Genomic DNA, 26,382 nt, shown 5'->3' with positions numbered 1-26,382 from the left:
TTCAGTTTCTTCGCTTTGGTTGCGGAACCGGGTCATAACCACCCTCGGATAAGGGATGGCATTTTAATAGACGTTTGCTAGCTAACCAAACGCCTTTTATGAAACCGTGAAGTCGGATGGCTTCTATCGCAAATTGGGAACAAGTTGGAGTAAAACGGCAGCGCGGCCCGAGCAGAGGGCTAATGATTAGCTGATACAGGCGTATCAGTTTGATAGCTACCCATTGCAACGGCGTGACAGAGTGCGCCATAGCTTTTCCAGTAACTTGAACAGTTCCTCGTTATCCATCTCTTTCACACCGGCTTTGGCGATCACCACGATGTCGATAGCGGGCAGCTGATGTTGTTTGAGGCGGAAACTTTCCCGGACCACCCGTTTGACACGGTTACGCCAGACGGCACGCTTGAGTGCTTTTTTGGGCACAGCGAGACCAAGACGAGAGTGTTCGAGTGAATTGGGGCAGGCGAGAAGCGTAATTTGCGGGGAAGCAGCCCGGACAGGCTCGGCGAAAACGCGTTTGAAGTGTTCGGGAGTTAACAGACGTAACTCCCGAGAGAAGGTGTGCTGGGTAGGCATTAGACTACCAGGCGGGCACGACCCTTGGCACGACGAGCGGCCAGAACTTTACGACCGTTGGCAGTTGCCATGCGGGCGCGGAAACCGTGAGAGCGCTTGCGCTTCAGGTTGGACGGTTGAAAAGTACGTTTCATGATTCGATTCCGTATTTCTGTACAGTTTTGATTGTCACACTTAGCCGACGCGCCAGCTATAGCGTGTGACGACTAGCAAAAGAGGCCGAATTCTAAACAGAGTTCGGCTTTTAGTCAATCCGCCGTTCCCTCTCATCCTGCCATGGTCTTGAAAAGGCCACTGCCGAGCGTGAGGATCCAGAGGATCAAGGGCTCCGGATTATACTGGCAACCCGGGGTTAAACAAGGGATCCCTCAATAAAAAAGGCGGCCAGGCCGCCAAAGAGAGAGCTATTTAAGGACTTTCCGCAAGAACTCCCGGGTACGGGGATCCTTGGGATCGACCAATATCTGATCCGGCGGGCCCTGCTCGACGATCCGCCCCCCTTCCATGAAGATCACCCGATCGGCAACATCACGAGCAAATTCAATCTCATGAGTCACCACCACCATGGTCTGGTGCTGGCGGGCCAACTCTTTCATCAGTCCCAAAACCTCGTCGACCCACTCGGGATCGAGGGCCGAGGTGGGCTCGTCAAACAGGATCACCTTGGAGTGGGCCGCCATGGCGCGGCCAATGCCGACCCGTTGCTGCTGGCCGCCGGAGAGGGAGGCCGGATAGGCATCCTGCTTGTCGGCAAGACCAATGTCCTTGAGGATGCCGAGTGCTGTGGCGCGGGCCTCCGCTTTTGGCTGCTTCCAGACGGTGATCAGCCCTTCGGCGATGTTGTCGAGCGCCGTCTTGTTGGCAAAAAGGGCGTAGTTCTGGAACACGAAGGAGGCCCGTTTGCGCAGCTCGATCGCCTGCTGTTCGCTGGCCTTGGCCAGATTCAGCTCAAGATCGTCGATGGCAAGGGTGCCCGCATCCGGGGTCTCCAGCAGGTTCAGGCAGCGCAACAGGGTCGACTTGCCGGTGCCGGAGGGGCCGATGATGACGACAATTTCCCCCTTTTTGACCTCCAGATCGATGCCGTTGAGCACCTGATTGCCGTGATATGCCTTGGAGAGGCCGGTTAGCTTGATCATGAGAGCCCTCCTTTAATAGGCACGGTTGAGACGGACTTCCAGCAGATGCTGCAAGCGGGTAAAGAAGATCACCACCACCCAGTAGATCAGCGCCACCGCCATAAAGCTCTCGAAGAACTTGAAGGAGGAGGAGGCTTCCATCTGCGCCTTGCCCATGATCTCGGCCACCCCCAGGGTGAAGGCCAGCGAGGTGCTCTTGATCATATCGATGAAGTAGTTCATCAGTGACGGGGTGGCGATACGTGCCGCCTGCGGCAGGATGATCCGCTGCATCGCCTGATAACGGCTCATGCCGATACTGAGCGCCGCTTCCATCTGGCTTTTGTGAATGCCGAGGATGGCTGCGCGGATCGACTCGGCCATATAGGCGGCGAAGTGCAGGGTCAGACCGACGATGGCGGCGGTAAAGGCATCCATCCCCACGAAGATCGGGAACAGCTGCGGCAGTCCGTAGTAGAGCAGGAACAGCTGAACGAGTAGCGGTGTACCCCGAAAGAACGAGATATAGAGCATCGCCAGCCAGTGAATCGCGGGGACGCGAAACACCCGTACTATCGCCAGGGCCAGCGAGAGTACGAGTGCCAGCACGAATCCCCACAGGGCCATTTCCATCGTGGTGCCCAGGTATTTGAGCAGGATGGGAAACAACCCCAGCGTGTATTCGAGGTCAAATTCCATCATTTATTTGTCGGTGATGTCGGAAGCGAACCATTTCTCGGAGATCTGACGCAGGGAGCCATCCTTGCGCATGGCGGTCAGGGCCTCGTCGACCTTCTTCAGCAGCGCCTGTTTCTCCGGGGTCTTCAGGAAGGGCAGGGCGTTCTCGATAGTCTCGAACGGTGCGCCAGCCTGTTGCAGCGGCAGCTTGGACTCTTTGATCAGCTGGGCGGTGGAGACGCGGTCCATCACGAAGGCATCGATGCGACCCAGGGCGACATCCTGCTCGAAGGCGGAGTCATAGGTGCGGATATCGATCTTCTTGTTCGGGTCGTTCTTGCGCAGCAGCTCTTCAAAGTTGGAACCCAGGTTCACGGCCACCTTCTTGCCTTCCAGATCCTTGATGCCGTGGATGGTGCTGTTGCCCTTGCGTACCACGATCTGGGCGCCGTCATAGACGTAAGGCTGGGAGAAGTCGTACTTCGCCTTGCGCTCGTCGGTGATGGTGATCTGGTTGGAGATGGTGTCGATACGGCCGGTTTCCAGCATGCCGAACAGGCCGGAGAAGCTGGCAGTCACGAATTCGACCTTGTAGCCGGTACGCTCGCCGATCTGGTTCCACATATCCACTTCAAAGCCTTGCAGCTTGTCCTGCTTGACGAAGGTGAACGGGAAATATTTGCCAGACATGCCGACCTTGATGGTCTCCTGGGCGATGGCCTGACCGGACAGGGTGGCGAGCAGGATGGCTGCGCCGGAAATCAGTTTGATGGATGTTTTCATGGTGTTTCTCTCTCTCAATGTCTTGTATTTGTAGTTGTAATAGCTGGTTTGGCCCTGATGTTATTGGAATAAAATTTAAAAAATAAATGACATTTGGTTATATGAAATAACAGGAGAGAAGCACGGGATCGACCAATCCGGACGGTGGATCAAGCTGTGGGTAACTTTGGGGATGAAATCCGATCCAAAGGCGCTGGATCCTTGAAAGTCAAGGATCTTATTTGCTGGATCCACCGGGCGATGGCTGGAGATCCGGCGGCTAAAAACGTAGAATAGCCGGTCTTTAGTTAATCAATCGACAGGAGTTTAGAGTGACTGCTTCGCTATGGCAGCAGTGCCTTAACCGGCTGCAAGATGAGTTGCCCTCGGCAGAATTCAGCATGTGGATCCGGCCGCTTCAAGCGGAGTTGAGTGACAATACTCTGACCCTGTATGCACCGAATCGCTTTGTTCTGGACTGGGTACGAGACAAGTATCTCATCCGGGTTAACGGCATCATCAACGAACTCTGCGGGGTCGACGGCCCCGCCCTGCGTTTTGATATAGGCAATCGTCCCCATCCTGTTGCTGTCGCCAGAGCGCCGGTACAGGGTGCCGCGCCTGTGAATAACTTGCAGAAGAGCTGGGAAAGCAAGGCTGAAGCCAAGCCCGAGCCGAACCACAAGAGCAACACCAACGTGAACTATACCTTCGAGAATTTCGTCGAGGGTAAGTCCAACCAGTTGGCGCGTGCGGCTGCCCGTCAGGTAGCGGACAATCCGGGTGGTGCTTACAACCCGCTGTTCCTCTATGGCGGCACCGGCCTGGGTAAAACCCACCTGCTGCACGCCGTTGGCAATGCCATCAAGGAGAGTAAAAAAGATGCCAAAGTCATCTATATGCACTCCGAGCGGTTTGTTCAGGACATGGTGAAAGCGCTGCAAAATAACGCCATTGAAGAATTCAAGCGTTACTACCGCAGCGTCGATGCCCTGCTCATCGATGACATCCAGTTCTTCGCCAACAAGGAGCGCTCCCAGGAGGAGTTCTTCCATACCTTCAATGCCTTGCTGGAAGGTAACCAGCAGATCATCCTGACCTCGGATCGCTATCCGAAGGAGATCAACGGTGTCGAGGATCGCCTCAAGTCCCGCTTCGGCTGGGGCCTGACCGTGGCGATCGAACCGCCGGAGCTGGAGACCCGCGTCGCGATCCTGATGCGCAAGGCAGACGAGAACCAGATCCATCTGCCGGACGAAGTGGCCTTCTTCATTGCCAAACGTCTGCGATCCAACGTCCGTGAACTGGAAGGCGCCCTCAACCGGGTGATCGCCAACGCCAACTTCACCGGCCGTGCCATCAACATCGATTTCGTGCGCGAAGCGCTGCGCGACCTGTTGGCACTGCAAGAGAAGCTGGTCACCATCGACAATATCCAGAAGACGGTGGCGGAGTACTACAAGATCAAGCTGGCGGATCTGCTCTCCAAGCGTCGTTCCCGCTCTGTTGCCCGTCCGCGCCAGCTGGCGATGGCACTGGCCAAGGAGCTGACCAACCACAGTTTGCCGGAGATAGGTGATGCCTTTGGTGGCCGTGACCACACTACCGTTCTTCATGCCTGCCGCAAGATCGAGCAGCTGAAGGAGGAGAGTCACGACATCAAGGAGGACTATTCCAACCTGATCCGTACCCTTTCTTCCTGATAACGGAATCGAGTGGACAGATGCAGCGCGAATATTCCAACCTGATCCGAATCTTTTCCTCCTAATCACAACGGAGAGCACAGATGCAGCTCGAAATTAGCCGTGAGGCCCTGTTACGTCCTCTGCAACTGGTGTCCGGCGCCCTCGGCGGCCGGCCGACCCTGCCGATCCTCGGCAACGTGCTGCTTGATGTCAGCAACGGTCTGCTGTCACTGACCGGTACCGATCTCGAAGTAGAGATGATCGGTCAGGTCTATCTGAACGGGGCCAGTGAAGATGGCCGCACCACAGTACCGGCGCGCAAGCTGCTGGATATCTGCCGTGGTCTGCCGGAAGGCGCCGAGATCCGTCTCAATACCGAAGGCGAGCGCCTGATCATCCGCTCCGGTCGCTCCCGCTTCAACCTCTCGACCCTGCCGGCGACCGAGTATCCGAACATCGAGGATTGGGAATCCGTGCTCGAGTTCGATATCAGCCAGCTGGAGCTGAAGAAGCTGATCGATGCGACCCAGTTCTCCATGGCCAGCCAGGACGTGCGTTACTACCTGAACGGCATGCTGTTCGAGAGTGAAGGTCACGGTCTGCGTACCGTGGCGACCGACGGTCACCGTTTGGCTACCTGCCGCCGCGAGGTAGTAGGGGAATCGCTGCCCGATCATCAGGTTATCCTGCCGCGCAAAGGGGTACTGGAGCTGGTGCGTCTGCTGGAAGCGGAAGACAAGCCGGTGCGGCTGCAGATCGGTCGCAGCAACCTGCGTGCTGCGCTGGACGGCTTCATCTTCACCTCCAAGCTGGTGGATGGCCGCTTCCCGGACTGGCGCCGCGTCATTCCGCGCAACAGCGACAAGGCCCTGATCGCCGGCCGTGAGGATCTGCGTCAGGCGTTTGCCCGCGCCGCCATCCTCTCCAACGAGAAATTCCGTGGGGTGCGTCTCAATCTGCAGGAAAACCTGCTGCGCATCACCGCCAACAACCCGGAACAGGAAGAAGCCGAAGAGCTGCTTGACGTACAATATGCCGCTGGCGAGATGGAGATCGGCTTTAACGTCTCTTATGTGCTCGACGTGCTGAATACGTTAAAATGTGACCAAATTCGGATTAGCCTGAGCGATTCCATCAGCAGTGCCATTATTGAGGATTTTGAACATCAGGATGCTCAGTACGTGGTGATGCCGATGCGGATCTAGTCGTGTCCCTGGTCAAACTCCAGCTCAGCGACTTTCGCAATATCCAGCAAGCCAGTCTCAAGCTGTCGCCCGGCCTCAACATTCTGGTCGGATGCAATGGCAGCGGCAAGACCAGCGTGCTGGAAGCCATTCACTACCTTGGTCTGGGGCGCTCCTTTCGCACTCATTTGACCGGGCGGGTCATCCGCCAGGGGGAGAGGGCATTTACCCTGTTTGCCCAGTGCGAGCTGGAGGGACGTCAGGTACCGATCGGTCTTGCCAAAGACAAGAGTGGCGAGACCCAGCTCAAGATTGCCGGGGCACAGGCCCAGCGGCTGGCCGATTTGGCGGAGCTGTTGCCGGTGCAGTTGATCCATCCCGATGGCTTCAACCTGCTGACTGGCGGGCCTCAGGCTCGCCGCGCCTGGCTCGATTGGGGTGTTTTCCATCAGGAGCCGACCTTCTTTGCCCTCTGGGGGCGAGTGCGGCGGCTGCTGAAACAGCGCAATGCGCTGTTGCGCCAGAGCACCCAGTACCGCCAGCTGGCGTTCTGGGATCAGGAGTTGGTGCGGCTGGGTGGTGAGCTGGCCGAGTTTCGCGCCAGTTATTGTCAGGCCATTACGCCCCTGATCAAGGAGATGACGGCGGATTTTCTGCCGGAATTCGATATCAGTCTCGGCTTTTACCGGGGCTGGGAGAAAGATACTCCCCTCGGCGATCTGCTGGAGGCGGGGTTTGAGCGGGATCGGGCGCTGGGCTATACCGGGGTCGGTCCACAGAAAGCCGATGTGCGCCTCAAGGCTAACGGGGTACCCGCTCAGGATATTTTGTCCCGGGGTCAGCTGAAGTTGCTGGTCTGCGCCATGCGACTGGCCCAAGGGCTCTATTTGAATCAACATAGCAGCCGTGGCTGTATTTTTTTAATTGACGATTTTGCCTCTGAACTGGATGTCGACAAGCGCCGCTTGCTGGCCGCAAGGCTGAAGCAGTGTGCGTCCCAGGTGTTTATCACCGCCATCGACACCGGTCAGCTCGCAGACATGATGGATGCGAATGACTGCAAGTTGTTCCACGTGGAACAGGGTAAAATCTCCGAAACGTTAGAGAAGGCAGAGAGTAAGCTATGAGTGAAAATACTTACGACTCCTCGAATATCAAGGTGCTGAAGGGCCTGGATGCGGTCCGCAAGCGCCCGGGGATGTATATCGGCGATACGGATGATGGCTCGGGTCTGCACCACATGGTGTTCGAGGTCGTCGATAACTCCATTGACGAGGCGCTCGCTGGCTACTGCTCCGATATTCTGGTCAAGATCCATTCCGACGGTTCTGTCTCTGTGCGTGATAATGGCCGGGGTATCCCGGTAGACATGCACGAGGAGGAGGGCCGCTCCGCCGCAGAGGTCATCATGACCGTGCTGCACGCTGGCGGTAAGTTTGATGACAACTCCTACAAGGTATCTGGCGGCCTACATGGCGTGGGTGTCTCCGTCGTTAACGCCCTCTCTGACAAGCTGTTGCTGACTATTCGTCGTAACGGTCACGTCTACGAGCAGACCTATCATCTGGGTGAGCCGCAGGCGCCGCTCAAGCAGATTGGCGACAGCACCGGCACCGGTACCGAAGTTCGCTTCTGGCCGAGCCCTGCCATTTTCAGCGATACCCTGTTCCACTACGAGATCCTGGCCAAGCGCCTGCGCGAGCTCTCCTTCCTCAACTCCGGTGTCTCCATCCGTCTGCAAGACGAGCGTGATGGCCGCGAGGCGCATTTCTGCTACGAGGGTGGCATCAAGGCGTTCGTTGAATACCTGAACCAGAACAAGACCCCGATCCACCCGAAGGTGTTCCACTTCACCACCGAGCAGGATGGTATCGGCGTTGAAGTGGCGATGCAGTGGAACGACGCCTATCAGGAAGGGGTCTACTGCTTCACCAACAACATCCCGCAGCGGGATGGTGGTACTCACCTCGTTGGTTTCCGTACCGCGCTGACCCGTACTCTGAACTCCTATATGGACAAAGAGGACTACAGCAAGAAGGCCAAGTCTGCCGCCAGTGGCGACGACGTACGTGAAGGTCTGATTGCCGTTATCTCCGTCAAGGTGCCGGATCCCAAGTTCTCATCCCAGACCAAAGACAAGCTGGTCTCTTCCGAAGTGAAGACCGCCGTTGAACAGGCGATGGGTGAGAAGCTGGCTGACTTCCTGCTGGAAAACCCGGGCGATGCCAAGATCGTGGTCAACAAGATCATCGATGCGGCCCGTGCCCGTGAAGCGGCCCGCAAAGCCCGCGAACTGACCCGCCGCAAAGGCGCGCTGGATATCGCCGGTCTGCCCGGCAAGCTGGCTGACTGTCAGGAAAAAGACCCGGCTCTCTCCGAACTCTACATAGTGGAAGGGGACTCTGCTGGCGGTTCCGCCAAGCAGGGTCGCAACCGTAAAAACCAGGCCATCCTGCCGCTCAAGGGTAAAATCCTGAACGTAGAGAAGGCCCGTTTCGACAAGATGATCTCCTCGCAAGAGGTGGGCACCCTGATCACCGCACTGGGTTGCGGTATCGGTCGTGACGAGTACAACCCGGACAAGCTGCGTTATCACAACATCATCATCATGACCGATGCGGACGTCGATGGTGCGCACATCCGAACTCTGCTGCTGACCTTCTTCTATCGTCAGATGCCGGAAATCATCGAACGTGGCTACGTCTACATCGCCCAGCCGCCGCTCTACAAAGTGAAAAAGGGCAAGCAGGAGCAGTATCTGAAAGACGAAGACGCGCTGCTGCAGTACCAGACCGCCATGGCGCTGGATGGTGCGACCCTGCACGTTAACGAGTCTGCCCCGGCTATCGGTGGCGAGGCGCTGGAGCGTCTGGTCAACCAGCATCGCTCGGTGACTCACCTGATCACCCGTATGTCTCGTCGTGCGCCGGAAGCCGTGCTGACCCAGCTGATCTATCAGCCGGAGCTGAACGAAGCGCTGCTGAACAGCGAGAGCGATCTGCTGGCCTGGTGTCAGGGTATGGAAGCCGTGCTCAACGAGAGCAACCACGGTATCCAGTACCAGATCCAGGTTCGTCGTGATGAAGAGCGCAGCCTGTACGTGCCGCACGCCGTGGTACGTCAGCACGGTGTTGACCGCGAATATCCGCTCAGCTACGACTTCCTGCAATCCGGTGAATACCGTCAGCTGGTTTCGCTGGGCAAGGAGATCGCCAACCTGATTGAGGAAGGTGGTTTCATCAAGCGTGGTGAGAAGGTGAAGCCGGTTGCCAACTTTGTGGAAGCCGTCGAGTGGTTGATGGGCGAAGGCAAACGCGGCATCTACATCCAGCGCTATAAAGGGCTGGGCGAGATGAACCCGGACCAGCTGTGGGAAACCACCATGGATCCGGAAGCCCGTCGCATGCTGCGCGTCACCATCGACGACGCCGTCGGTGCTGACCAGCTCTTCTCCACCCTGATGGGTGATGCCGTTGAGCCCCGTCGCGACTTTATCGAGACCAACGCCCTGCGCGTAGCCAACCTCGACGTCTAATCGACGCAGTCAGACAGCAAAAAGCCGCTCCCTATGAGCGGCTTTTTGTTTTTGGGCGAAAGAAGTTGCATGTTCCACGTGAAACATCGTGCTTTGGTATCAGGGGTTCTGGCCACGAAAAGATCGTCGCCACTCGCTGGGAGAGATGGCAAAGCGGGATCGGAAGTGATTGCGCAGGGAGGTGGCACTCTTGAAGCCGACCAGCTCGGCGATGCGATCGATGGAATGGCCGCTTACCTCCAGCAGCTCCTGACTGCGCCTGAGCCGTTCCGCCAGCAGCCATTCACCCACCGAGAGGCCGGTTGCCTGATGAAAACGGCGGGTAAAGGTGCGTCGACTCATCAGGGTGAGATCTGCCAGAGAGTCCAGGGTGTGAGGGTCGGCCAGATGGGCACGCAGGTGGTCGAGCAACTGGTTCATCCGGACATCGCGGGTGGAGGCGGGCACCGGCTGCTCGATAAACTGGGCCTGCCCCCCTTCCCGGTGAGGCGGGATAACCAGCCGCCGCGCCACCTTGTTGGCGATGGCCGAGCCGTGGTACTGGCGCACCAGATAGAGGCAGCAGTCCAGCCCGGCGGCAGTACCTGCCGAGGTGACCTGCCCCTCGTCATCCACATAGAGGGCGTTGGTATCGAGCTGCACGCAGGGAAAGCGGTGGCAGAAATCCTGTTCGTACTCCCAGTGGGTCGATGCCTTGCGACCATTGAGCAGCCCAGCGTAGGCGAGCACATAGGTGCCGAGACAGAGCCCGACCAGTCGGGCACCTCTGGCTCTGGCGGCAATCAGGGCATCGAGCAGCGCTGCGGGTGGCCGTGCTGCCGGGTCGTGCCAGAAGGGGATGACGATGATCTCCGCCTCGGCCAGCACCTCCAGCCCATGAGGAGCCTGAATGGTGAAGCCTTGCGCCGAGTGTGAATGAGGGTTGCCATCACCGCAGCAGATCTTGAGCTCGAACAGCGGCTGGCCCGGCAGGATATCGCCGAAGATGAGGCAGGGGACGGCGCAGTGAAAAGGGCTGAAGTGATCGAAGGTCACCACGGCAACGATCGGGGTGGTCATGGAGTAGGCTCCTCTCTGCGCGCAGACCACTCATCATAAGCGTTTGGCAGTGAAAGCCGAAGGGCCATCTTTGACATGGCCCTCCTGCGGATCACAGTGATATCGCCTCGCCATCTTCTGGCACCCGTACCCGATCCATCATGCCCCGCTTCGCCAGATAGTCGCGCAGCTCCTGGCGTGACAGCACCGCGTGGTTAACCGCCTCCATATGGCTGGCGATCAGCGTGGCCTGCGGTGCGGCCTGATAAACGGCGGCGACATCCTCCTTGCTCATGATGATGGAACCGAGTCCGGGCACCTGTGCATCGCCGCAGTTGAGGATGATGACCTCGGGCTGATGCTGTTGCAGGGCTTGCTCGACCCGGGGATGCCAGATTGTATCACCGGCCAGATAGAGGCACTGTTCATCGGGGTGGGAGAAGACCACGCCGCATACCTCTCCCATGCGCTCGCCCAGTACCGCCATCAACTGGTCGTTGCCGTGCTGGCCACCGGTCTGCTGCAGGCGAATGCCGGCAAACTCGGGCTGGTCGCTCAGCAGGCGCACATCCTCAAAGCCACTGGCACGAATGGCATCGGCATCTTTCTGATGTTGTACCAAGAGCGGCAGATGCTTGGGGATCAGGGCTCTGGCTGCGTCATCCCAGTGGTCGGGATGGTCGTGGGTGACGATAACGGCGTCCACATCGACCAGCTCATCGATCGGCAGCGGCAGCTCGACCAGCGGATTGCGCAGCTGGCTATTGGCTGTACCCTCAAAGCCGGGGAAGGCCCCCTTGGCCGAGAGCATGGGGTCGATCAGAAAGCGGGTGCCGGCATAGTCGAGCAGCAAGGTGGCGTTGCGAACCTGGGTAATCTTCATGGGATGGCTCCATGTTGGCTGGTGGATATGCAACCAATTATGGGGCGCTAAGCGAGTTGCCATCAGTGGCCCACGGGTCGATTATCATCACTATCGGGCCAACTGGTTGATGTGCCAAAGGTCGGCAAGGCCATTTAAAAAATTTGAAAAAATCCCCTTGAAAGGAAAAAGTGAGCCCCTATATAGGTAACAAGGCCGCAACGCTCGACAGAGGTTTCGACCAGGCGCCCGTCCATAAGGAGGACAAAAAATCCGTTATCGCTCACAAGAGGGTAATACTATGCGTTCTATCGACTTTTCTCCGCTCTATCGTTCTGCCATCGGTTTCGATCGTCTGGCCAATCTCATCGAATCTGCGGCCAGCAATGGCAATGCCGGTTATCCCCCCTACAACATCGAGCAGTTGGGTGACAACGACTACCGCATCAGCATGGCGGTGGCGGGCTTTACCCAGGAAGAGCTGGAGCTGAGCTTCCAGGAAAATCTGCTGACGGTGAAGGGCAACAAGCAGGCCGACACCGGGCGCAACTATCTCTATCAGGGGATTGCCGAACGTGGTTTCGAGCGCCGCTTCCAGCTGGCCGACTATGTGCGGGTGAAAGGGGCCGACCTGAAAAACGGCTTGCTGCACATCGAGCTGGTACGTGAAGTGCCTGAGGCGATGAAGCCGCGCAAGATCGAGATCAACGGCTGATAGCCTGAATTCACTGAAATTTTAAAATTTCCCGGGTGCCGATGACGGGCCTGTGGAGAGTTGAACCTGTTGCTTATTAGAAGGATAGGATTATGCGTAACCTCGATTTTTCTCATCTCTATTCCAACGCCGTCGGCTTCGAGCGGATGGCCCGTGAGCTGGAAGGTCTGTTTGAGCAGAAGACCGCCGCTTACCCCCCGTACAACATTGAGAAGCGCGATCAGGATGGCTATCGCATCACGGTCGCCGTGGCTGGCTTCGAGCGCGAAGAGCTGGAGCTGGAGACCGAAAACGGCACCCTCAAGGTGAAGGGGCGCAAAGGGGCTGCGGCCGGTGAGCGTCAGTTCCTCCATCAGGGGATTGCCGAGCGTGACTTCGAGCTCGCCTTCAAGCTGAGCCAGCACGTGGAAGTGCAGGGCGCCAAGCTGGAGCATGGTCTGCTGACCATCGATCTGGCACGCGAACTGCCGGAGGCGCTCAAGCCCCGCGCCATCCCGATCGGCAAACCCGAGCAGCTGGCGCTGCCCGGCTAAGCAAACCGGATCGCGATAAACAAGAGAGGCCTGCATTTGCAGGCCTCTCCGCTATTTACTTGATCCCATGCAGGGCATTCTCTGCGGGTAAATCGAGAGGGGAAAACCGTCCTTCACGCAGTTCGCTTAGAGCATAAAGCAATCTTCCCATCCGGCCGTTTCCATCAGTAAAGCCATGGAAACCAACAACTGCTGCAAACAGTTTTTTGCCCAGTTGAGGATCCTGGTTATCAAGCGTAGTCAGATGCTTCTCCAGCACAGCAGCTCCACCGATGCTCGATGGCAGGCTGCCTCCACTGATCGCTGGCCCACGATAGTCCCGTGTGAGATTGGGAACAAGCTGGCGATGAAGTTGCTTGAGAACCGAGCTGTCTGTCAGGTCTTGAGACCCCTTACTATATTCCTTGAGCAAGGCGGTAAAATTGTTCCACTCATTGCCACCGGATGTTGATGCCTTAAGAATCCATGCCGCTGCGCGATCCACATTGTCGGTAAAACCGGTTGGATTGTAGAACGATTCGTCTAGGGTGCCAGCAAAGACGCCTTGACCCAGATTCTGAGTGAGAAGTGCTTGCTGGTGTTGTCGGGCTGCTTGCAGGTTTTTCACTTCTATCTGCAACAGAGGATCAAGGGCGTTGATTGCCTGTGCTGCTGAGGGTTGCCGGTAAAGTTGATCCAGGCTGGTCATTGACTGTTTTGGATCGGTCAGCTTGTTCAATAGCTGAGTCAGAGCCTGTTCTCCAACTAGGGAGAGCAGTTCATTACCGGTTGGGCTCTGCCTGAGCGCTTCTGACATAGCCCGTTGAAACAGCATGGTATGCTCGTTGTCATGTGCAGTTGGTTGCTGGGTTCTCAGTCGTTCCAGCACATCTTCCGGTGTTGCAATAAGACGGTCTTTAAACAGCATGCGAGCGTGTGCAACAGAATTGTCACTTTGCAGGCGCTGTTGTTGGGCGCCTGGGGTCGAGAAGATCTGCTGAGTTGCCACTTTGGCGATTGAGGCTGAAGAGCCCTGACTGAACAGCTTGCCAACACCCTCAAAAAAGCGAGCAATCTTGCTGTTCTGAGGATGGGAGCGCAAAACCTGCTGCAGGTTGGCATCGATGTGATACTCCTTGCCAGCGATCTTAAGGGTACCCTCATTTTTAAATTGTTCCTGCTGCTGTTGCGTAGCATGCAGCAAGGCGGTCACACTTTTAAATTCGATCATGAATACCTCTTTCTGTTGGGATTGTCGGGGTAGTGCGAGGTAGCGAGGCTACGAATGTACGTGTCCACTCGATGAAAGTGCCCACATGCTGTGCTAGCTGACAGCCTGTCATTCCATCCAGCATATGGCGTCGATAGGCAATCAAATGGAGCTCGGGATGCCAGCCAATACCTGGTTCTTTGTCGAAAGCCGGGTTCAAGGCTGCAGTGAGAATGCGCTGCTGCAACTCGGTATTATTGAATGAGAAGGTGGGGAGCATTAAAGGGGCCATGATGAGCAAGGCACATGGCTCTAGGTGCAAGATGAGTGGCAGTTCGCGGTCGATAAGAAGCGGGCAACTGCCGCTCTCATCAACGGCAAGCGAAGATAGTTGTAACTCTGTGGCCAGTTCGGCCAGCAGTATTTCACCAATACCCATGATTAGCCCTTCAATATGATGATATGGAAGGGGATTCTAAGTGGGCTTCTTATATATCTCTGTCTGATTCAGTCCGGCTTTTTTAGAGTCAGATTGATACTCAGCGTCAGTTTCATGCATAGAGGGCGTTGATCTCGTCGGCCAGAATGGCTATGCCGCGACGCACCAGCTCCTCGCTCTGGGAGTAGTTGAGGCGGATGCACTCCTGGCTGTGGCGCCACTCGGGGTCATCGATGCCGGGGAAGAAGTAGTGACCCGGCACGGTCAGCAGATTCTTCGCCTTCAGTCGCTCGTACAGCTCCTGACAGTGGATCGGCAAGCCTTCGAACCAGAGCCAGAGGAAGAGGGCCCCTTCCGGTTTGTGAATGTGGAAGCGCCGGTCTGGGATCGCTTCACGCAGCAGCTGTACCGCCAGCTCAGCCTTCTGTTGATAGAAGGGCTTAACCACCTGTTCGCTGAGAGCGATGATCTCGCCGCTCTCGATCATCGGGATGGTGATGGCGGGACCCAGACTGCCCGGCGCCAGATTGATGATGCCGCTCAGGTTGGTGATGGCTTGGATGATCTTCTCGTCGGCGATGACGATGCCGCAGCGGGTGCCCGGCAGGCCCAGCTTGGAGAGGCTCATGCAGAGGATTGTGTTGGCGTTCCAGAACGGCTTGGCTTCGCTGAAGATGATGCCCGGGAAGGGGACGCCGTAGGCGTTGTCGATCAGCAGCGGAATCCCCTTGTCGCGGGCGATCTGATCGAGGTGTTCGATCTCTTCGTCGGTCAGCACGTTGCCGGTTGGGTTGGTGGGGCGGGAAACGCAGATCACCCCGATATCGTCACCCACCTGCAGGCTCTCGAAATCCACGTGGTACTTGAACTGGCCATCGGGCAGCTTCTCGATGGTGGGTTTGTAAGCCACGAAGTAGTCGTCGGCCAGCGCCGAGTCGGCATAGCCGATGTATTCGGGGGCGAGCGGGAACAGCACCTTTTTCTTGCGGCCATCGGCAAATTCACCGGCCAGCAGGTTGAACAGGTAGAAGAAGGCATTCTGACTGCCGTTGGTGAGGGCAATGTTGCGGGCGGAGATGTCCCAGCCCAGCTCCTTGCTGAGCAGGGTCGCCAGCGCCTTGGTGAACCTGTCTTTGCCCTGGGGGCCGTCGTAGTTGGCCATCGCTTTGACCAGCTCGCCGTTGTCGAGCAGGCTCTTGGCCTCGGCCTGAAAGCGTTCCAGCATGGCGGGGATGGGGGCCGGATTGCCGCCACCCAGCATGATGGCGTCCGGATTGGTCAGCCCCTGATTGAGGTCATCCATGAGTTGGGTAATACCGGCGTGGCGAGTGAACTTCTCGCCGAACAAGGAAAATTCCATTCAGTGACAGATCCAGATTTGAGTTACGGGGATGTAGCACCATAGCTCAGTTTAAAAGCGGGTGTCGATCAAAAAGATGGGACGTTCCACGTGGAACATGGTGCAAAAATCAAGCGTGGTTAAAAGCACCAACTGTTGGTTTAAAAATGACCGAGCGGGATGCATTTTGCGACTCAATTTGGTATCGAGATATAGTTAATTTAAACAAAATCATCATGTTATGAATTGCGTGAGGATTGGCACAACTATTGGAATAGCTATCTGGTCATCTCAACCATACCGGAGCAAACCAGATGAAAAGCCTGATCGCTACCCTGATTGTGAGTGCCCTGAGCCTGAACGTGATGGCCAACGAAAACCCGCGGCCCGAGCTGGAGAGTGCCCAGCTGGAACAAGATGTGCAGAGCGAGTTGCAACAGGCATCCCACGCCGTGGTGCAGGATGCGCTGCACAATCTCAAGCCGCTGGCGCTGGATACCCTGGTGGTGGAAGCGAGCCAGGCTGTGGCGACTCACCCCGAGAGCTGAGATAGCGCAGGGGGGTCTGTCCCGTGTGTTGTTTGAAGAAGCTGATGAAGGCGCTGTCACTGGCGAACTCCAGCGCAGCGGCAATCCGGCTGATGGACTCGCTTTCTGCCAGCAGCTCCATGGCGCGCAACAGCCGCCACTGCTGACGCCACGCCTGATAGCTCATGCCGGTCTCCCGCATGAAGATGCGGCCAATGGTCTTGTCACTGGCACCCACCCGTTCGGCCAGCCGGTTGAGCCGATCGGGCAGGACATCCTCCCGCTTCAACTGCTGTAGCCAGTCGCCCAGTCTGGGATCCGTCGGCAGCGGCAACTGCCACGACTCCCGCGGCGCCTGCCCCAACTCCTCCATAAACAGTGCAACCGTCCGTAGCTGCTGCTCTTGCGGTTTGTCCCACGGCCAGAGCGCCATCCGTTCGATCAGTTCGTGCAGCAGCGGATTGACCGCCAGCACCTCCACCGTGCCGGGCAACTCGGGGTGCGGCTGGAAGTAGAGGGAGCGGTAGGCCACCACACCACGCATCAGTACCCGGTGGGCGGTGCCCGCTGGCAGCCAGGCGGCGCGGGTGGGTGGCAGCAGGCAGACCCGACCTTCCAGCTCCATGGTCATGCAGCCGGATTGGGCGAACAGCAGCTGATGGCGCTGATGCTGATGCAAACCCGAGTCGTGCCAGCCGAGGGCGGAGGCAATGCCGATCACGCTGCCTGTCAGCTGGTCGGGGTCAAAAGGGTGATCGGGAAGAATAAAGGCCATATGTCCGATTTTTGATGTTTATAGTCCTGCTTATTGTAATCGGACAATCGGTATCTCTCTAGAATGGCGACCTCTTATGAAGGAGGTTTGTCATGAACAACAAGTTGCCACCGCTCTGGCTGGTGGTGGGATTGATGATGTTTCCCCAGATCGTGGAGACCATCTACAGCCCGGTGCTGACCCACATCGCCACCCAGTTTCAGGTGAGCGAGGGGCAGGCATCCCAGACCCTGTCGGTCTATTTTCTGGCGTTTGCGGTGGGCGTGGTCTGCTGGGGACGGCTCTGCGATTTGATCGGGCGGCGTCCCGCCATGCTGGCGGGTCTGCTTACCTATGGCGTCGGCACCCTGCTGGCGCTGTTGGCCAATCACTTTGAAATCCTGTTGCTGGCCCGGGGTATCTCGGCCTTTGGTGCCGCCGTGGGATCTGTGGTGACCCAGACCATGCTGCGCGACAGCTATCAGGGCAGCGATCTGGCGCGGGTCTTCTCGGTGATGGGCATTGCGCTCTCCCTGAGCCCGGTGCTGGGGTTGCTCAGTGGTGGTCAGCTGGCGAGCGGGTTTGGCTATCTCGGGGTGTTCAGCGGTCTGCTGGTACTGGCGGTAGGCTTGCTGCTGGTGACCTGCTGGCAGCTGCCGGAAACCCGTCCGGCCTGCACCCAGCGAGTCGCACTCTGGCCGCTGGCATGCCGGATGATGAAGGATGGCGGACTCTGGCGCAGTGCCATGCTGGTCGCCCTGTTCAACACTATGCTGTTCGGCTACTACAGTCTGGCCCCCTTCCTGTTTGCCGGATTGGGATTGAGCACCGGCGAGTTTGGCTATTCGGGGATCTTGCTGGCGCTGACGACTCTGCTCGGCAGCCTGCTCAACAAGCATCTGCTGGGGAGGGGGTGGCTGCCGTCCTCTCTGGTCAGGTTGGCTTGCGCTCTGGTGCTGGTCGCCGGGCTGCTGGTCTGGGCGAGTCAGTCCAGCCTCTGGTTCCTGTTGCCCATGATGGGTGTCGTCGTCGCTTTTGGGCTGGCGATCCCCAATGTGCTGAGTCAGGCGCTGCTGGCCTATCGCGAGGTGGCAGGCAGCGCTGGCGCCCTGTTCGGGCTTGGCTACTACCTGCTGCTCAGTCTGGGGTTGGCGGTGGCGGCCGGATTGCAGGATCTCGGCCTGTTGCTGAGTGGCTGCGGTCTGCTGGCGCTGATTTGCAGCGGGCGTCGTTCCACGTGAAACGTCAGTTGCCGATAAAGCGGTAGCCGATACCGGATTCGGTCTCGATAAGCGTCGGTTGCTGGGGGTTATCCCCCAGTTTTTTGCGCAGGCTGGCGATAACAATGCGCAGGTAGTGGGTGTCCTCCTTGTGGCTCGGCCCCCAGATGTCGTTGAGCAGCTGGGTCTGCATCACCAGCTTGCCGGGGTGGCATACCAGCGCCTGCAGCAGGGCGAACTCCTTGCGGGAGAGAGGGATTTCTTCTTCCTTCATGGTCACCTTGTGGCTGCTTATATCGAGCGTCAGGCCACACTGGGGGAAGTGGCGCCGCTCGCCGCTGCTGACGCCAGCCCGCTGGCGCAACAGCACGCGAATGCGGGCCATCATCTCGCCGATGCCAAACGGCTTGCTCATGTAGTCGTTGGCACCGGCATCCAGCAAGCGCACCTTCTCCTGCTCCGAATCACGGGCCGACAGCACCAGCACCGGGTTGGGGTGGTGTTCGCGAATGGTCTGCAATACCTGGATACCATCGCCATCCGGCAGGCCGAGATCGAGGATCACCAGATCGGGGTTGAGATGGCGGTATTGCTCCAACCCCTCGGTGACGCTGACCGCCTCGCTCACCTGATGCCCTTCGGCGATCAGGCTGATCCGCAGAAAGCGACGGATCGCCGCTTCATCATCTATGACCAGAATGTGCGCCATCAAACCTCCGGTGAATTGAGTGCGAGCGGCAGGGAGATGCGCATGCAGGTGCCGTTGCCATTGGGGCCGGAGAAGGCCCAAATCTTGCCGCCGTGGGCCTCTATCATAGCGCGGGAAATGGCGAGGCCAAGCCCGGTGCCACGGCTGCCGCAATCGCCCACCGGCTGGGTGTAGAAGAGATTGAAGATCTTCTCCCGATCCGACTCGGCGATACCGACCCCGATATCGATGATGTCGATGATGAGGTCGGGCTCGGCCACCATCACCTTGAACTCGATAGGGGTGCCTGCCGGCGAGTAGCGGGAGGCGTTGTCGAGGATATTGACCAGCACCTGCTCGATCAGGGCGCCGTGCACATAGAGCTGGGGCACATGCTGATCGAAATGGACCAGCAGCTTGTGCTGGCGCCAGGAGGAGTCGAGCCGCTTGCGGGCGCTCTCCACCAGATCCGCCAGATCGACCCAGTCCCGTTTCAACTGGAAGTCGGGGGAGCCGATGCGGGTCATATCCAGCAGATTCTGCACATAGCTGTGCAGGCGGCGCGCCTCCTCCTGCACCGAGTGGAGCAGTTCGTCACGGTCTTCGGCGGGGATCCGGTCACCATATTCCAGCAGAGTGCTGCCTGCCCCCATGATGGTCGCCAGTGGCGTCTTCAAATCGTGGGAGACCGAGGAGAGCAGAGCGGCGCGCATCCGGTCGGTCTCCGCCTGTAGCTGACTGTCGGCCAGCCGCTCGTTGAGGTCGATCCGCGCCAGCGCGGCGCGAATGTCGGTGAGCAGGGCCTGCAGCTGGTGTTCGGCAGAGGAGGAGAGCGGATTGGCAAGCATTATGCCGATCACCAGATCATCGCTGAGGTGGTGATACTGGGCCTCGGCGGCATTGAGGGTGGCGGTGTGGGCCCCGGCGCTCTGCTTCTGGGCCAGACACCAGTCGATAGCCGCCTTGTCGGTCTGGCCGGGCCTGTGCTTCTCGTTGCCGAGCCGATCGTTGAACTCCTTGTCGATCACCACGGTCGGCTGGCCGAGCGCCAGTGAAATGGCCTGGGCACCTTGTCTGAGCACCTCCTCCGGGCTGCTGGCGGTGGCCAGCCCCTGACTGAGGGAGAGCAGAGCATTGCCCAACTGCTGGGTCTCGCGCAGACCGATCAGCTGTTGCCGCTGGCGGGAGGCGAGCCGGCCCGCCGTCATGCCGACGATAAGCAGCACGAACAGGGTGAGCAGATCGCTGTGGTTGGCGACGCTCAGGGAGAAGTAGGGGGCGGTGAACAGCAGATTGTGGGCGATAAAGCCCAGCACCGCCGCCAGCGTGGCGGGTACCAGACTGGTGGTGAGGGCCGTCGCCAGCACCCCCAGCACGAAGATGAGCGGTAACGCTGCGGGCGGCAGCCAGTAGGAGAGCCCCCAGGCGGCGGCCGAGGTGATCCCCATGATGGTCACCGCCAGCAGGCTGTGGTGAATATCCTTCGGGGTCGGGACGCGCATTCCCACTTCGGGCTTCTGCTTCTCGGTATCGACCAGCGTGATTTCGAGCCCCTGCGCCTGCTTGAGCAGGTGTTGCACCAGCGAGCGGCGCCACGGCGCCTTGTGAGGTTTGCCGAGCAGCAGCTGGGAGACCTGCTGCTGTTCGGCGGTCTCCAGCAGGGTGTTGGCGACCGCCGGGCTGGAGAGCGTCAGCACCTTGGCACCGAGGTGAGAGGCGAGCGCCAGTGCTTGTTCCACATCAGCAGAGCGGCGGCCATTGCTGTCGACATGCACCACCAGCCACGGAAGCTGGCGGCGCTGGGCAAAGCGGTGGCCGTAGCGCACCAGCGCCGAGCCGTGCAGGTCACCGAGGCAAACCATCAGCTTGCCCCGCAGCGGCAAGGTGCTCTTGCCTGCCGCTTGCCACTGCAGTTGCAGATCGCCCTCCACATGGCTGGCGGCGGTCTGCATCGCCAGCTCCCGCAATGCGGTGAGGTTGTTGAGGGAGAAGAAGGATTGCAGGGCAGCCTTGGCCTGATGGGGCACATAGACCTTGCCCTCCTTGAGGCGGCCGAGCAGCTCCTTGGGGGGCAGGTCGATCAGCACCAGACTGTCGGCTTCCAGCAGCACCTGATCGGGCAGAGTCTCTTTCACCCTGACCCCGGTGAGCTGCCACACCAGATCGTTGAGACTCTCCAGATGCTGCACGTTGAGGGTGGTGTAGACGTCGATCCCGGCGTTGAGCAGCTCCTCCACATCCTGCCAGCGCTTCTCGTGGCGGCTGCCGGGGGCGTTGCTGTGGGCCAGCTCGTCCACCACGGCGATGGCCGGTTTGCGGGCGAGCAGGCCGTCGAGATCCATCTCTTCCAGTCGCTGCTGGCGGTGCATGTGGATCTTGCGCGGCATGATGGCGAGCTTGTCGAGCAGAGCCAGGGTCTCCTGACGGCCATGGGTCTCCACCACGCCGATCAGGATGTCGACCCCCTCTTTGGCCTGTTCCCGCACCGCCTGCAGCATGGCGTAGGTCTTGCCCACGCCGGGAGCGGCGCCGAGAAACACCTTCAGCTTGCCCTTGTGCTCCTGTTCCAGGCTCGCCAGCAGGGCGTCGGCCCTTACCTCATCACGCATCCCCATGCTCCTGCATCAGACTTGTCAGCAGGGCATCAGCGCTTGCTACATCAGCCATTGTTATCCCTATCGAGCCAACTGCCCGTTTCGAAAATCGAGGTCATCACCAAACCGGAATGGGCACCATCAGGCGCCCTTTTGATGATCCAGTTGCAGATTCAGCTGGAGAATGTTGACCACCTGCGGGCCAAGGATACCAGCTTGTGTGGCCGACTTGACCTGCTCCGTCAGTTGGGCTGGATCCAGTCCACGTTCTTTGGCGACGCGGTCGACCTGAGCCAGTACCGCATCCAGCGGCAGGTGGGGATCGAGGCCGGAGGCGGAGCGGGTCAGCATGGCGGGGGAGCGGGTTCCCGGCTGTGCCTTGGCTGCCTGTTCGGCAAACTCTGCCCGCAGCGGTGAGCTCATCCCCAGATTGCTGGCGCTGCCGCCAATGGTGTTGAAATCGCTGGCTGAGGGGCGGGGATGGAAGTAGTCAGCCCGCTCGAATTTCTGCCCCAGCAGGGCGCTGCCGATGAGTTGCTGCTTGCTGTCGGTCAGCTGGCTGCCGTTGGCCTGCCAGGGGAACAGCAGTTGGGCCAGCCCGGTGACCGCCAGCGGATAACCCACGCCCAGCAGCAGGGTGAGGGTCAACAGGGTTCTGATTGCTATCATGATTCGCTTGCTCCAAAAGGATGGCTGGGGATGCGGGTCTGCCCCGCATCCCGGTTATGTCGTTACACCAGACCCAGGCCGGTAATGACCAGATCGATCAGCTTGATGCCGATAAACGGCACCAGCAGGCCACCGACACCGTAGATCAGCAGGTTGCGGCGCAGCAGGCTGGCGGCCGACCCTTTCAGGTCGACACCGCGCAGGGCCAGCGGCACCAGCGCCACAATGATCAGGGCGTTGAAGATGATGGCCGACAGGATGGCGCTCTGCGGGCTGCCCAGCTGCATCAGGTTCAACGCGCCCAGTTGCGGGTAGGCGGCGATGAACAGGGCTGGCAGGATGGCGAAGTACTTGGCCACGTCGTTGGCGATGGAGAAGGTGGTCAGGGCGCCACGGGTCACCAGCAACTGTTTGCCGACCAGCACCACATCCAGCAGCTTGGTGGGGTTGGAGTCGAGATCCACCAGATTGCCCGCCTCCTTGGCGGCCTGGGTGCCCTCGTTCATGGCCAGACCCACGTCAGCCTGCGCCAGTGCGGGCGCATCGTTGGCGCCGTCACCGCACATGGCGACCAGACGGCCATCGGCCTGCTCCTGCCGGATATAGGCGAGCTTCTTCTCCGGCGTCGCTTCGGCGATGAAGTCATCCACCCCGGCTTCGGCGGCGATGGCGGCGGCGGTTTTCGGGTTGTCACCGGTGATCATCACGGTACGGATCCCCATATGGCGCAGGATCTGGAAGCGAGCCTTGATACCGGGCTTGATGATGTCCTTGAGGTAGACCACCCCCAGCAGTTTCTCCTGAGTGCAGACCAGCAGCGGAGTCCCACCCTGACGGGCGATGCTGTCGACTGACTTGAGTACCAGCTCCGGCACCGCCTTGCGGTCGAGGCTGAGGTAGTTCAACACGGCATCCACCGCACCCTTGCGATATTGATGACCGTTGCGATCCAGTCCGCTCAGCCGGGTTTCGGCGCTGAAGGGGATCACCTTGTCGCTCTCCAGCTGACTCGGCTTGGCCATGCTCTTGCTGGCCAGAGTCAGGATGGATTTGCCCTCCGGGGTGTTGTCACCCAGCGAGGCCAGCATGGCCGCTTGTGCCAGCAGGGCAGGGTCGACGCCGGGGGCCGGGATCAGCTCATCCGCCATCCGGTTACCGAAGGTGATGGTGCCGGTCTTGTCCAGCAGCAGGGTGCGCACGTCACCAGCCGCTTCCACGGCACGGCCAGACTTGGCGATGACGTTCAGCTTCACCAGTCGATCCATACCGGCAATGCCGATGGCGGAGAGCAGGCCGCCGATGGTGGTCGGGATCAGGGTGATAAAGAGAGCGATCAGGTAGAGACGCGGGACCTGGGTGCCGTTGTAGTCGAGGAACCAGGGCAGGGTGGCGACCACCAACAGGAAGATCAGGGTCAGGCCCACCAGCAGGGCGTCGAGCGCCATCTCGTTGGGGGTCTTCTGGCGCTTGGCCCCTTCCACCAGTGCGATCATCCGATCCAGCGTGCTCTCGCCCGGATTGTTGCTGACGCGCACCCAGATCTCGTCGGAGACGACCGTCGTGTTGCCGGTCACGCCGCTGCGGTCGGTACCCGACTCGCGGATGACGGGGGCGGATTCGCCGGTGATGGCGGCCTCGTTGACCGAGGCGATACCGGCGATCACTTCACCGTCGGCCGGGATCATCTCGCCGCTGCGTACCAGCACCAGATCCCCCTTCATCAGGCTGGTGGCGGGGACCCACTCGCCCTGACCATCTTTGGCATTCGCCACACGACGGGCCTTGAGCTGGCTCATGCCAGCCTTGAGACTGTCGGCTCGCGCCTTGCCGCGACCTTCGGCCAGCGTCTCGGCGAAGTTGGCAAACCAGAGGGTGAGCCAGAGCCAGGCTGTCAGCTGCCAGGCCAGCGAGGGGGCGACCCCGGATAACGGCTGCCCCAGCAGTGACTCCACCGTCGCCATGACTGCTGCCAGCCAGAGGGTGAACAGGATGGGGCTGCCAAACAGCGCCTTGGGATTGAAGCGATAGAGGGCCTCAACCATTGCCTGGATGATCGGTGATTTCTGTTTTTTGCCCTTCACCAACATGGTGTCGGTGCTCATTGCAGTGGACTTGCTCATTGGAAAGCTCCCAGCATCAGATAGTTGGCCATTGGCATCCGGATGGTGATCGACAGGGTCGGGTTCATCAGAGTGCCCCTCCGATCAGGCTCAGATGTTCGGCCACCGGGCCCAGTGCCAGCACCGGCAGGAAGGAGAGGCCACCTATCAGCAGGACGGTGATGATCAGCAGGGTAACGAACAGCGGGCCGCTGATGGGGAAGTCCCCTTCGCTCGTCTCCTGACGGGGCGCACGGGCCAGCTGACCGGCGATGGCCAGTACCGGAATGATGTAGCCGAAGCGACCGAGCAGCATGGCCAGACCGATGGCGATGCACTGCCAGTTGTCACCGGCGGCAAAACCGGCGAAGGCGGAGCCGTTGTTGCCGGCAGCCGAGGCGTAGGCATAGATGAGCCGTGACAGACCGTGCGGGCCGTCGTGACCGATGACGGTGGCGGAGTTCGGCATCAGCAGGGTAATGCCGCCGATCACCAATACCCCGACCGGCATGACCAGCATGCTGGCGACGACCCACTTCATTTCGGTGATGCCGAGCCGTTTTCCCAGATAGGTCGGGGTGCGTCCTACCATCAGGCCGCACAGGAACACGGTCAGCAGTACGAACAGCATCATGCCGTAGATACCGGAGCCGACCCCGCCGAAGATGACCTCACCCAGCAGCATGTTGATCATGCCCACCATGCCGCCGAGCGGAGTAAAGCTGTCGTGCATGGCGTTGACGGCACCGTTGGAGGCGGCAGTGGTCGCCACTTCCCAGATGCTGGAGAGCACGGGGCCGAAGCGGCTCTCCTTGCCTTCCCAGTTGCCAGTCATGTTGCTGGCGTCAGTGGTGAGCTGGGCGAGGGCGTGATCCGGTTTCAGCTCTTGGGAGAGGGAGACGAAGAGCCCCAGCACCAGCATGAGGGTCATTGCGCCGAGAATGGCGCGGCTGTGGGCCATGTCTTTCACATAGCGGCCCAGAGTAAAGACCATGGCGGCGGCGATGGTGAGCAGGGCGACCATCTCCAGCCAGTTGGAGAGGGCTGTCGGGTTCTCGAACGGATGTGCCGAGTTGATGCCGAAGAAGCCGCCGCCGTTGGAGCCCAGCTGCTTGATGGCGATCTGCGAGGCCGCCGGGCCGAGGGGTAGCAGCTGCTCCTGACCTTCCACACCGTGGAACGGCAGATAGGCGGAGAGGCTTTGCGGCACCCCTTGCCATACCAGCACCAGCGCCATGATCAGCGCGATGGGCAGCAGCACATAGAGGCAGAAACGCACCAGATCCTGCCAGAAGTTGCCAAGGTTGATGGTCTGCTGGCGGGCGATACCGCGGAACAGGGCAATGGCGACGGCGGCGCCCGTCCCTGCGGAGACGAAGTTCTGGGTGGTCAGCCCAACCATCTGGCTGAAGTAGGAGAGGCTGGCCTCACCGGAATAGGCTTGCCAGTTGGTGTTGGTCATAAAGCTGACCGCAGTGTTGAATGCCAGTTGCCAGCTCAGACCCGGCAGTTGTTGCGGGTTGAGGGGCAGCAACCCCTGCGCCATCAGGATCAGGAACAGCAGACCGAAACCGGCGCCATTGAAGGCCAGCAGGCTGAGGGCGTAGGACTTCCAGTCCTGCTCTCGTCCATCGGTGCCACAGCAAGCCAGCGTGGCGCGCTCGACCGGTGCCAGCCAGCGGATTTTGCCTTCAAATACCCGGTAGATGTAGTTGCCCAGCAGCGGTGCCGGTAGCAGAACCAGCAGCACGAAGGCCACCGGATAGATTATTTCTTGCCACATGTTCTAGTTCCTCACTCGTGGTCACGGTGCGTCAGGGCACGCATTGGATTGCTCACGAGGCTCGGCAGTTTGCTGGCCACCGGGTAGATAATTTCTTGCTGCATATAGGTAGTCCCTCACTCGTGACTGCGCGTGAGTGCGCGCATCAGATAGGCCATCAAGGCGAGGACGAGCAGCAGATATAGCCAATTCATATCGACTCCATTGAGATAATTAGCTGCGAGAGCCGATGTAAGACCATATCGACTCTGTTGGTGTCATTGACGCTGAAAAGGGTATGTAAAACAGGCGTAAAGGCGCCATAAAGCGCCATGTGGCAGGCGTAAAATCGGCGTAAAGAACGACGGATTTGCGAGATAAATGGCGAGGAGTGATCAAAAAACCCGGCCTGAGCC

25 protein-coding genes are annotated in these 26,382 nt (G+C 59.3%); 8 read left to right on the top strand and 17 right to left on the bottom strand.

The features are described from left to right. Nucleotide 1 precedes the first annotated feature (1 nt). The 6 genes from yidD to AB5Z09_RS08505 form a co-directional block, all read right to left on the bottom strand. Nucleotides 2-250 carry a membrane protein insertion efficiency factor YidD gene (gene yidD, locus AB5Z09_RS08530; protein ID WP_010672280.1) on the bottom strand — a complete coding sequence of 83 codons (249 nt, stop codon included), beginning with the start codon at nucleotides 248-250 and terminating at the stop codon, nucleotides 2-4. After that, nucleotides 217-576: a ribonuclease P protein component gene (rnpA, locus tag AB5Z09_RS08525; RefSeq protein WP_005339313.1), complete on the bottom strand. Its 360-nt coding sequence runs from the start codon at nucleotides 574-576 to the stop codon at nucleotides 217-219. The genes yidD and rnpA overlap by 34 nt, the downstream gene beginning before the upstream one ends. Then, nucleotides 576-710, bottom strand: a complete 135-nt coding sequence (gene rpmH / locus AB5Z09_RS08520; RefSeq protein ID WP_005307156.1) for a 50S ribosomal protein L34 — start codon at nucleotides 708-710, stop codon at nucleotides 576-578. Before rpmH ends, rnpA begins: the two co-directional genes overlap by 1 nt. 270 nt (nucleotides 711-980) lie before the next feature. Continuing rightward, entirely contained in the window at nucleotides 981-1,715 is a 735-nt protein-coding gene (locus tag AB5Z09_RS08515) for an amino acid ABC transporter ATP-binding protein (RefSeq protein WP_005339311.1), read from the bottom strand. A gap of 12 nt (nucleotides 1,716-1,727) precedes the next feature. Beyond that, on the bottom strand, nucleotides 1,728-2,396 hold the full coding sequence (locus AB5Z09_RS08510) for an amino acid ABC transporter permease (protein ID WP_019445518.1): 669 nt from the start codon (nucleotides 2,394-2,396) through the stop codon (nucleotides 1,728-1,730). Next, entirely contained in the window at nucleotides 2,397-3,155 is a 759-nt protein-coding gene (locus tag AB5Z09_RS08505; RefSeq protein WP_005339308.1) for an amino acid ABC transporter substrate-binding protein, read from the bottom strand. 311 nt (nucleotides 3,156-3,466) lie between these two features. On the opposite strand from AB5Z09_RS08505, the gene dnaA reads away from it, so the two are divergent. The 4 genes from dnaA (at nucleotide 3,467) to gyrB (ending at nucleotide 9,538) form a co-directional block, all read left to right on the top strand. Further along, nucleotides 3,467-4,837 carry a chromosomal replication initiator protein DnaA gene (gene dnaA / locus AB5Z09_RS08500; protein ID WP_005339307.1) on the top strand — a complete coding sequence of 457 codons (1,371 nt, stop codon included), beginning with the start codon at nucleotides 3,467-3,469 and terminating at the stop codon, nucleotides 4,835-4,837. An 83-nt stretch (nucleotides 4,838-4,920) separates the two neighbouring features. Further along, nucleotides 4,921-6,024 carry a DNA polymerase III subunit beta gene (gene dnaN / locus AB5Z09_RS08495; protein ID WP_005339306.1) on the top strand — a complete coding sequence of 368 codons (1,104 nt, stop codon included), beginning with the start codon at nucleotides 4,921-4,923 and terminating at the stop codon, nucleotides 6,022-6,024. 2 nt (nucleotides 6,025-6,026) lie between these two features. After that, nucleotides 6,027-7,130, top strand: a complete 1,104-nt coding sequence (gene recF, locus AB5Z09_RS08490; RefSeq protein ID WP_005339305.1) for a DNA replication/repair protein RecF — start codon at nucleotides 6,027-6,029, stop codon at nucleotides 7,128-7,130. Then, nucleotides 7,127-9,538: a DNA topoisomerase (ATP-hydrolyzing) subunit B gene (gyrB, locus tag AB5Z09_RS08485; protein WP_005357188.1), complete on the top strand. Its 2,412-nt coding sequence runs from the start codon at nucleotides 7,127-7,129 to the stop codon at nucleotides 9,536-9,538. Before recF ends, gyrB begins: the two co-directional genes overlap by 4 nt. Nucleotides 9,539-9,637: 99 nt before the next feature. Here gyrB and AB5Z09_RS08480 read toward each other — a convergent pair whose 3' ends face one another. Together AB5Z09_RS08480 and AB5Z09_RS08475 are read right to left on the bottom strand one after the other, a co-directional pair. Continuing rightward, a complete protein-coding gene (locus tag AB5Z09_RS08480) occupies nucleotides 9,638-10,597 on the bottom strand; it encodes a helix-turn-helix domain-containing protein (protein WP_368195060.1) in 960 nt (319 codons plus the stop codon). A gap of 91 nt (nucleotides 10,598-10,688) precedes the next feature. Next, nucleotides 10,689-11,459 (bottom strand): MBL fold metallo-hydrolase, encoded by a 771-nt coding sequence (locus AB5Z09_RS08475; protein ID WP_123174074.1) that lies wholly within the window; start codon nucleotides 11,457-11,459, stop codon nucleotides 10,689-10,691. 280 nt (nucleotides 11,460-11,739) lie between these two features. Here AB5Z09_RS08475 and AB5Z09_RS08470 point away from each other — a divergent pair, with 280 nt between their 5' ends. Both AB5Z09_RS08470 and AB5Z09_RS08465 read left to right on the top strand, forming a co-directional pair. Then, nucleotides 11,740-12,153: an Hsp20 family protein gene (locus tag AB5Z09_RS08470; protein ID WP_005339298.1), complete on the top strand. Its 414-nt coding sequence runs from the start codon at nucleotides 11,740-11,742 to the stop codon at nucleotides 12,151-12,153. A 92-nt stretch (nucleotides 12,154-12,245) separates the two neighbouring features. Next, a complete protein-coding gene (locus AB5Z09_RS08465; RefSeq protein WP_005339297.1) occupies nucleotides 12,246-12,686 on the top strand; it encodes an Hsp20 family protein in 441 nt (146 codons plus the stop codon). A 55-nt stretch (nucleotides 12,687-12,741) separates the two neighbouring features. Here the strand turns inward: AB5Z09_RS08465 and AB5Z09_RS08460 are convergent, their stop codons facing one another. The 3 genes from AB5Z09_RS08460 to AB5Z09_RS08450 form a co-directional block, all read right to left on the bottom strand. After that, on the bottom strand, nucleotides 12,742-13,896 hold the full coding sequence (locus AB5Z09_RS08460) for a VopS family T3SS effector adenosine monophosphate-protein transferase (protein ID WP_128815757.1): 1,155 nt from the start codon (nucleotides 13,894-13,896) through the stop codon (nucleotides 12,742-12,744). Beyond that, the gene (locus AB5Z09_RS08455) at nucleotides 13,883-14,314 is read right to left on the bottom strand and encodes a CesT family type III secretion system chaperone (protein WP_128815756.1); all 432 of its coding nucleotides are present in this window, start codon (nucleotides 14,312-14,314) and stop codon (nucleotides 13,883-13,885) included. Before AB5Z09_RS08455 ends, AB5Z09_RS08460 begins: the two co-directional genes overlap by 14 nt. Before the next feature lie 112 nt (nucleotides 14,315-14,426). Continuing rightward, nucleotides 14,427-15,674: a valine--pyruvate transaminase gene (locus tag AB5Z09_RS08450; protein ID WP_368195057.1), complete on the bottom strand. Its 1,248-nt coding sequence runs from the start codon at nucleotides 15,672-15,674 to the stop codon at nucleotides 14,427-14,429. Between the two features lie 293 nt (nucleotides 15,675-15,967). Between AB5Z09_RS08450 and AB5Z09_RS08445 the strand changes: the two genes are divergently transcribed. Continuing rightward, complete coding sequence (locus AB5Z09_RS08445) at nucleotides 15,968-16,201, top strand: hypothetical protein (RefSeq protein WP_005342304.1); 234 nt, start codon at nucleotides 15,968-15,970, stop codon at nucleotides 16,199-16,201. Here the strand turns inward: AB5Z09_RS08445 and AB5Z09_RS08440 are convergent. After that, nucleotides 16,131-16,955 carry a helix-turn-helix domain-containing protein gene (locus AB5Z09_RS08440; RefSeq protein ID WP_368195056.1) on the bottom strand — a complete coding sequence of 275 codons (825 nt, stop codon included), beginning with the start codon at nucleotides 16,953-16,955 and terminating at the stop codon, nucleotides 16,131-16,133. The genes AB5Z09_RS08445 and AB5Z09_RS08440 overlap by 71 nt on opposite strands. A 92-nt stretch (nucleotides 16,956-17,047) precedes the next feature. Between AB5Z09_RS08440 and AB5Z09_RS08435 the strand changes: the two genes are divergently transcribed. Further along, on the top strand, nucleotides 17,048-18,175 hold the full coding sequence (locus AB5Z09_RS08435; RefSeq protein WP_368195055.1) for a multidrug effflux MFS transporter: 1,128 nt from the start codon (nucleotides 17,048-17,050) through the stop codon (nucleotides 18,173-18,175). Nucleotides 18,176-18,179: 4 nt separating this feature from the next. Here the strand turns inward: AB5Z09_RS08435 and AB5Z09_RS08430 are convergent, their stop codons facing one another. The 5 genes from AB5Z09_RS08430 to kdpA form a co-directional block, all read right to left on the bottom strand. Then, the gene (locus tag AB5Z09_RS08430; protein ID WP_368195054.1) at nucleotides 18,180-18,863 is read right to left on the bottom strand and encodes a response regulator; all 684 of its coding nucleotides are present in this window, start codon (nucleotides 18,861-18,863) and stop codon (nucleotides 18,180-18,182) included. Further along, nucleotides 18,863-21,451, bottom strand: coding sequence for an ATP-binding protein (locus AB5Z09_RS08425; RefSeq protein WP_368195053.1), 2,589 nt, complete (start codon nucleotides 21,449-21,451; stop codon nucleotides 18,863-18,865). The genes AB5Z09_RS08430 and AB5Z09_RS08425 overlap by 1 nt, the downstream gene beginning before the upstream one ends. A 126-nt stretch (nucleotides 21,452-21,577) precedes the next feature. Then, complete coding sequence (locus tag AB5Z09_RS08420) at nucleotides 21,578-22,105, bottom strand: potassium-transporting ATPase subunit C (RefSeq protein ID WP_042054362.1); 528 nt, start codon at nucleotides 22,103-22,105, stop codon at nucleotides 21,578-21,580. Nucleotides 22,106-22,167: 62 nt separating this feature from the next. Continuing rightward, nucleotides 22,168-24,225, bottom strand: coding sequence for a potassium-transporting ATPase subunit KdpB (gene kdpB, locus AB5Z09_RS08415; RefSeq protein ID WP_368195052.1), 2,058 nt, complete (start codon nucleotides 24,223-24,225; stop codon nucleotides 22,168-22,170). A gap of 67 nt (nucleotides 24,226-24,292) precedes the next feature. Next, complete coding sequence (gene kdpA / locus AB5Z09_RS08410; RefSeq protein WP_368195051.1) at nucleotides 24,293-25,987, bottom strand: potassium-transporting ATPase subunit KdpA; 1,695 nt, start codon at nucleotides 25,985-25,987, stop codon at nucleotides 24,293-24,295. Between the last annotated feature and the right edge of the window lie 395 nt (nucleotides 25,988-26,382).

The organism is Aeromonas sp. R2-2 (genome assembly GCF_040908355.1).
Taxonomy (GTDB): Bacteria; Pseudomonadota; Gammaproteobacteria; order Enterobacterales; family Aeromonadaceae; genus Aeromonas; species Aeromonas veronii.
The sequence above is the reverse complement of the archived record's forward strand: the minus strand, read 5'-3'. Positions and strand labels throughout refer to the sequence as shown.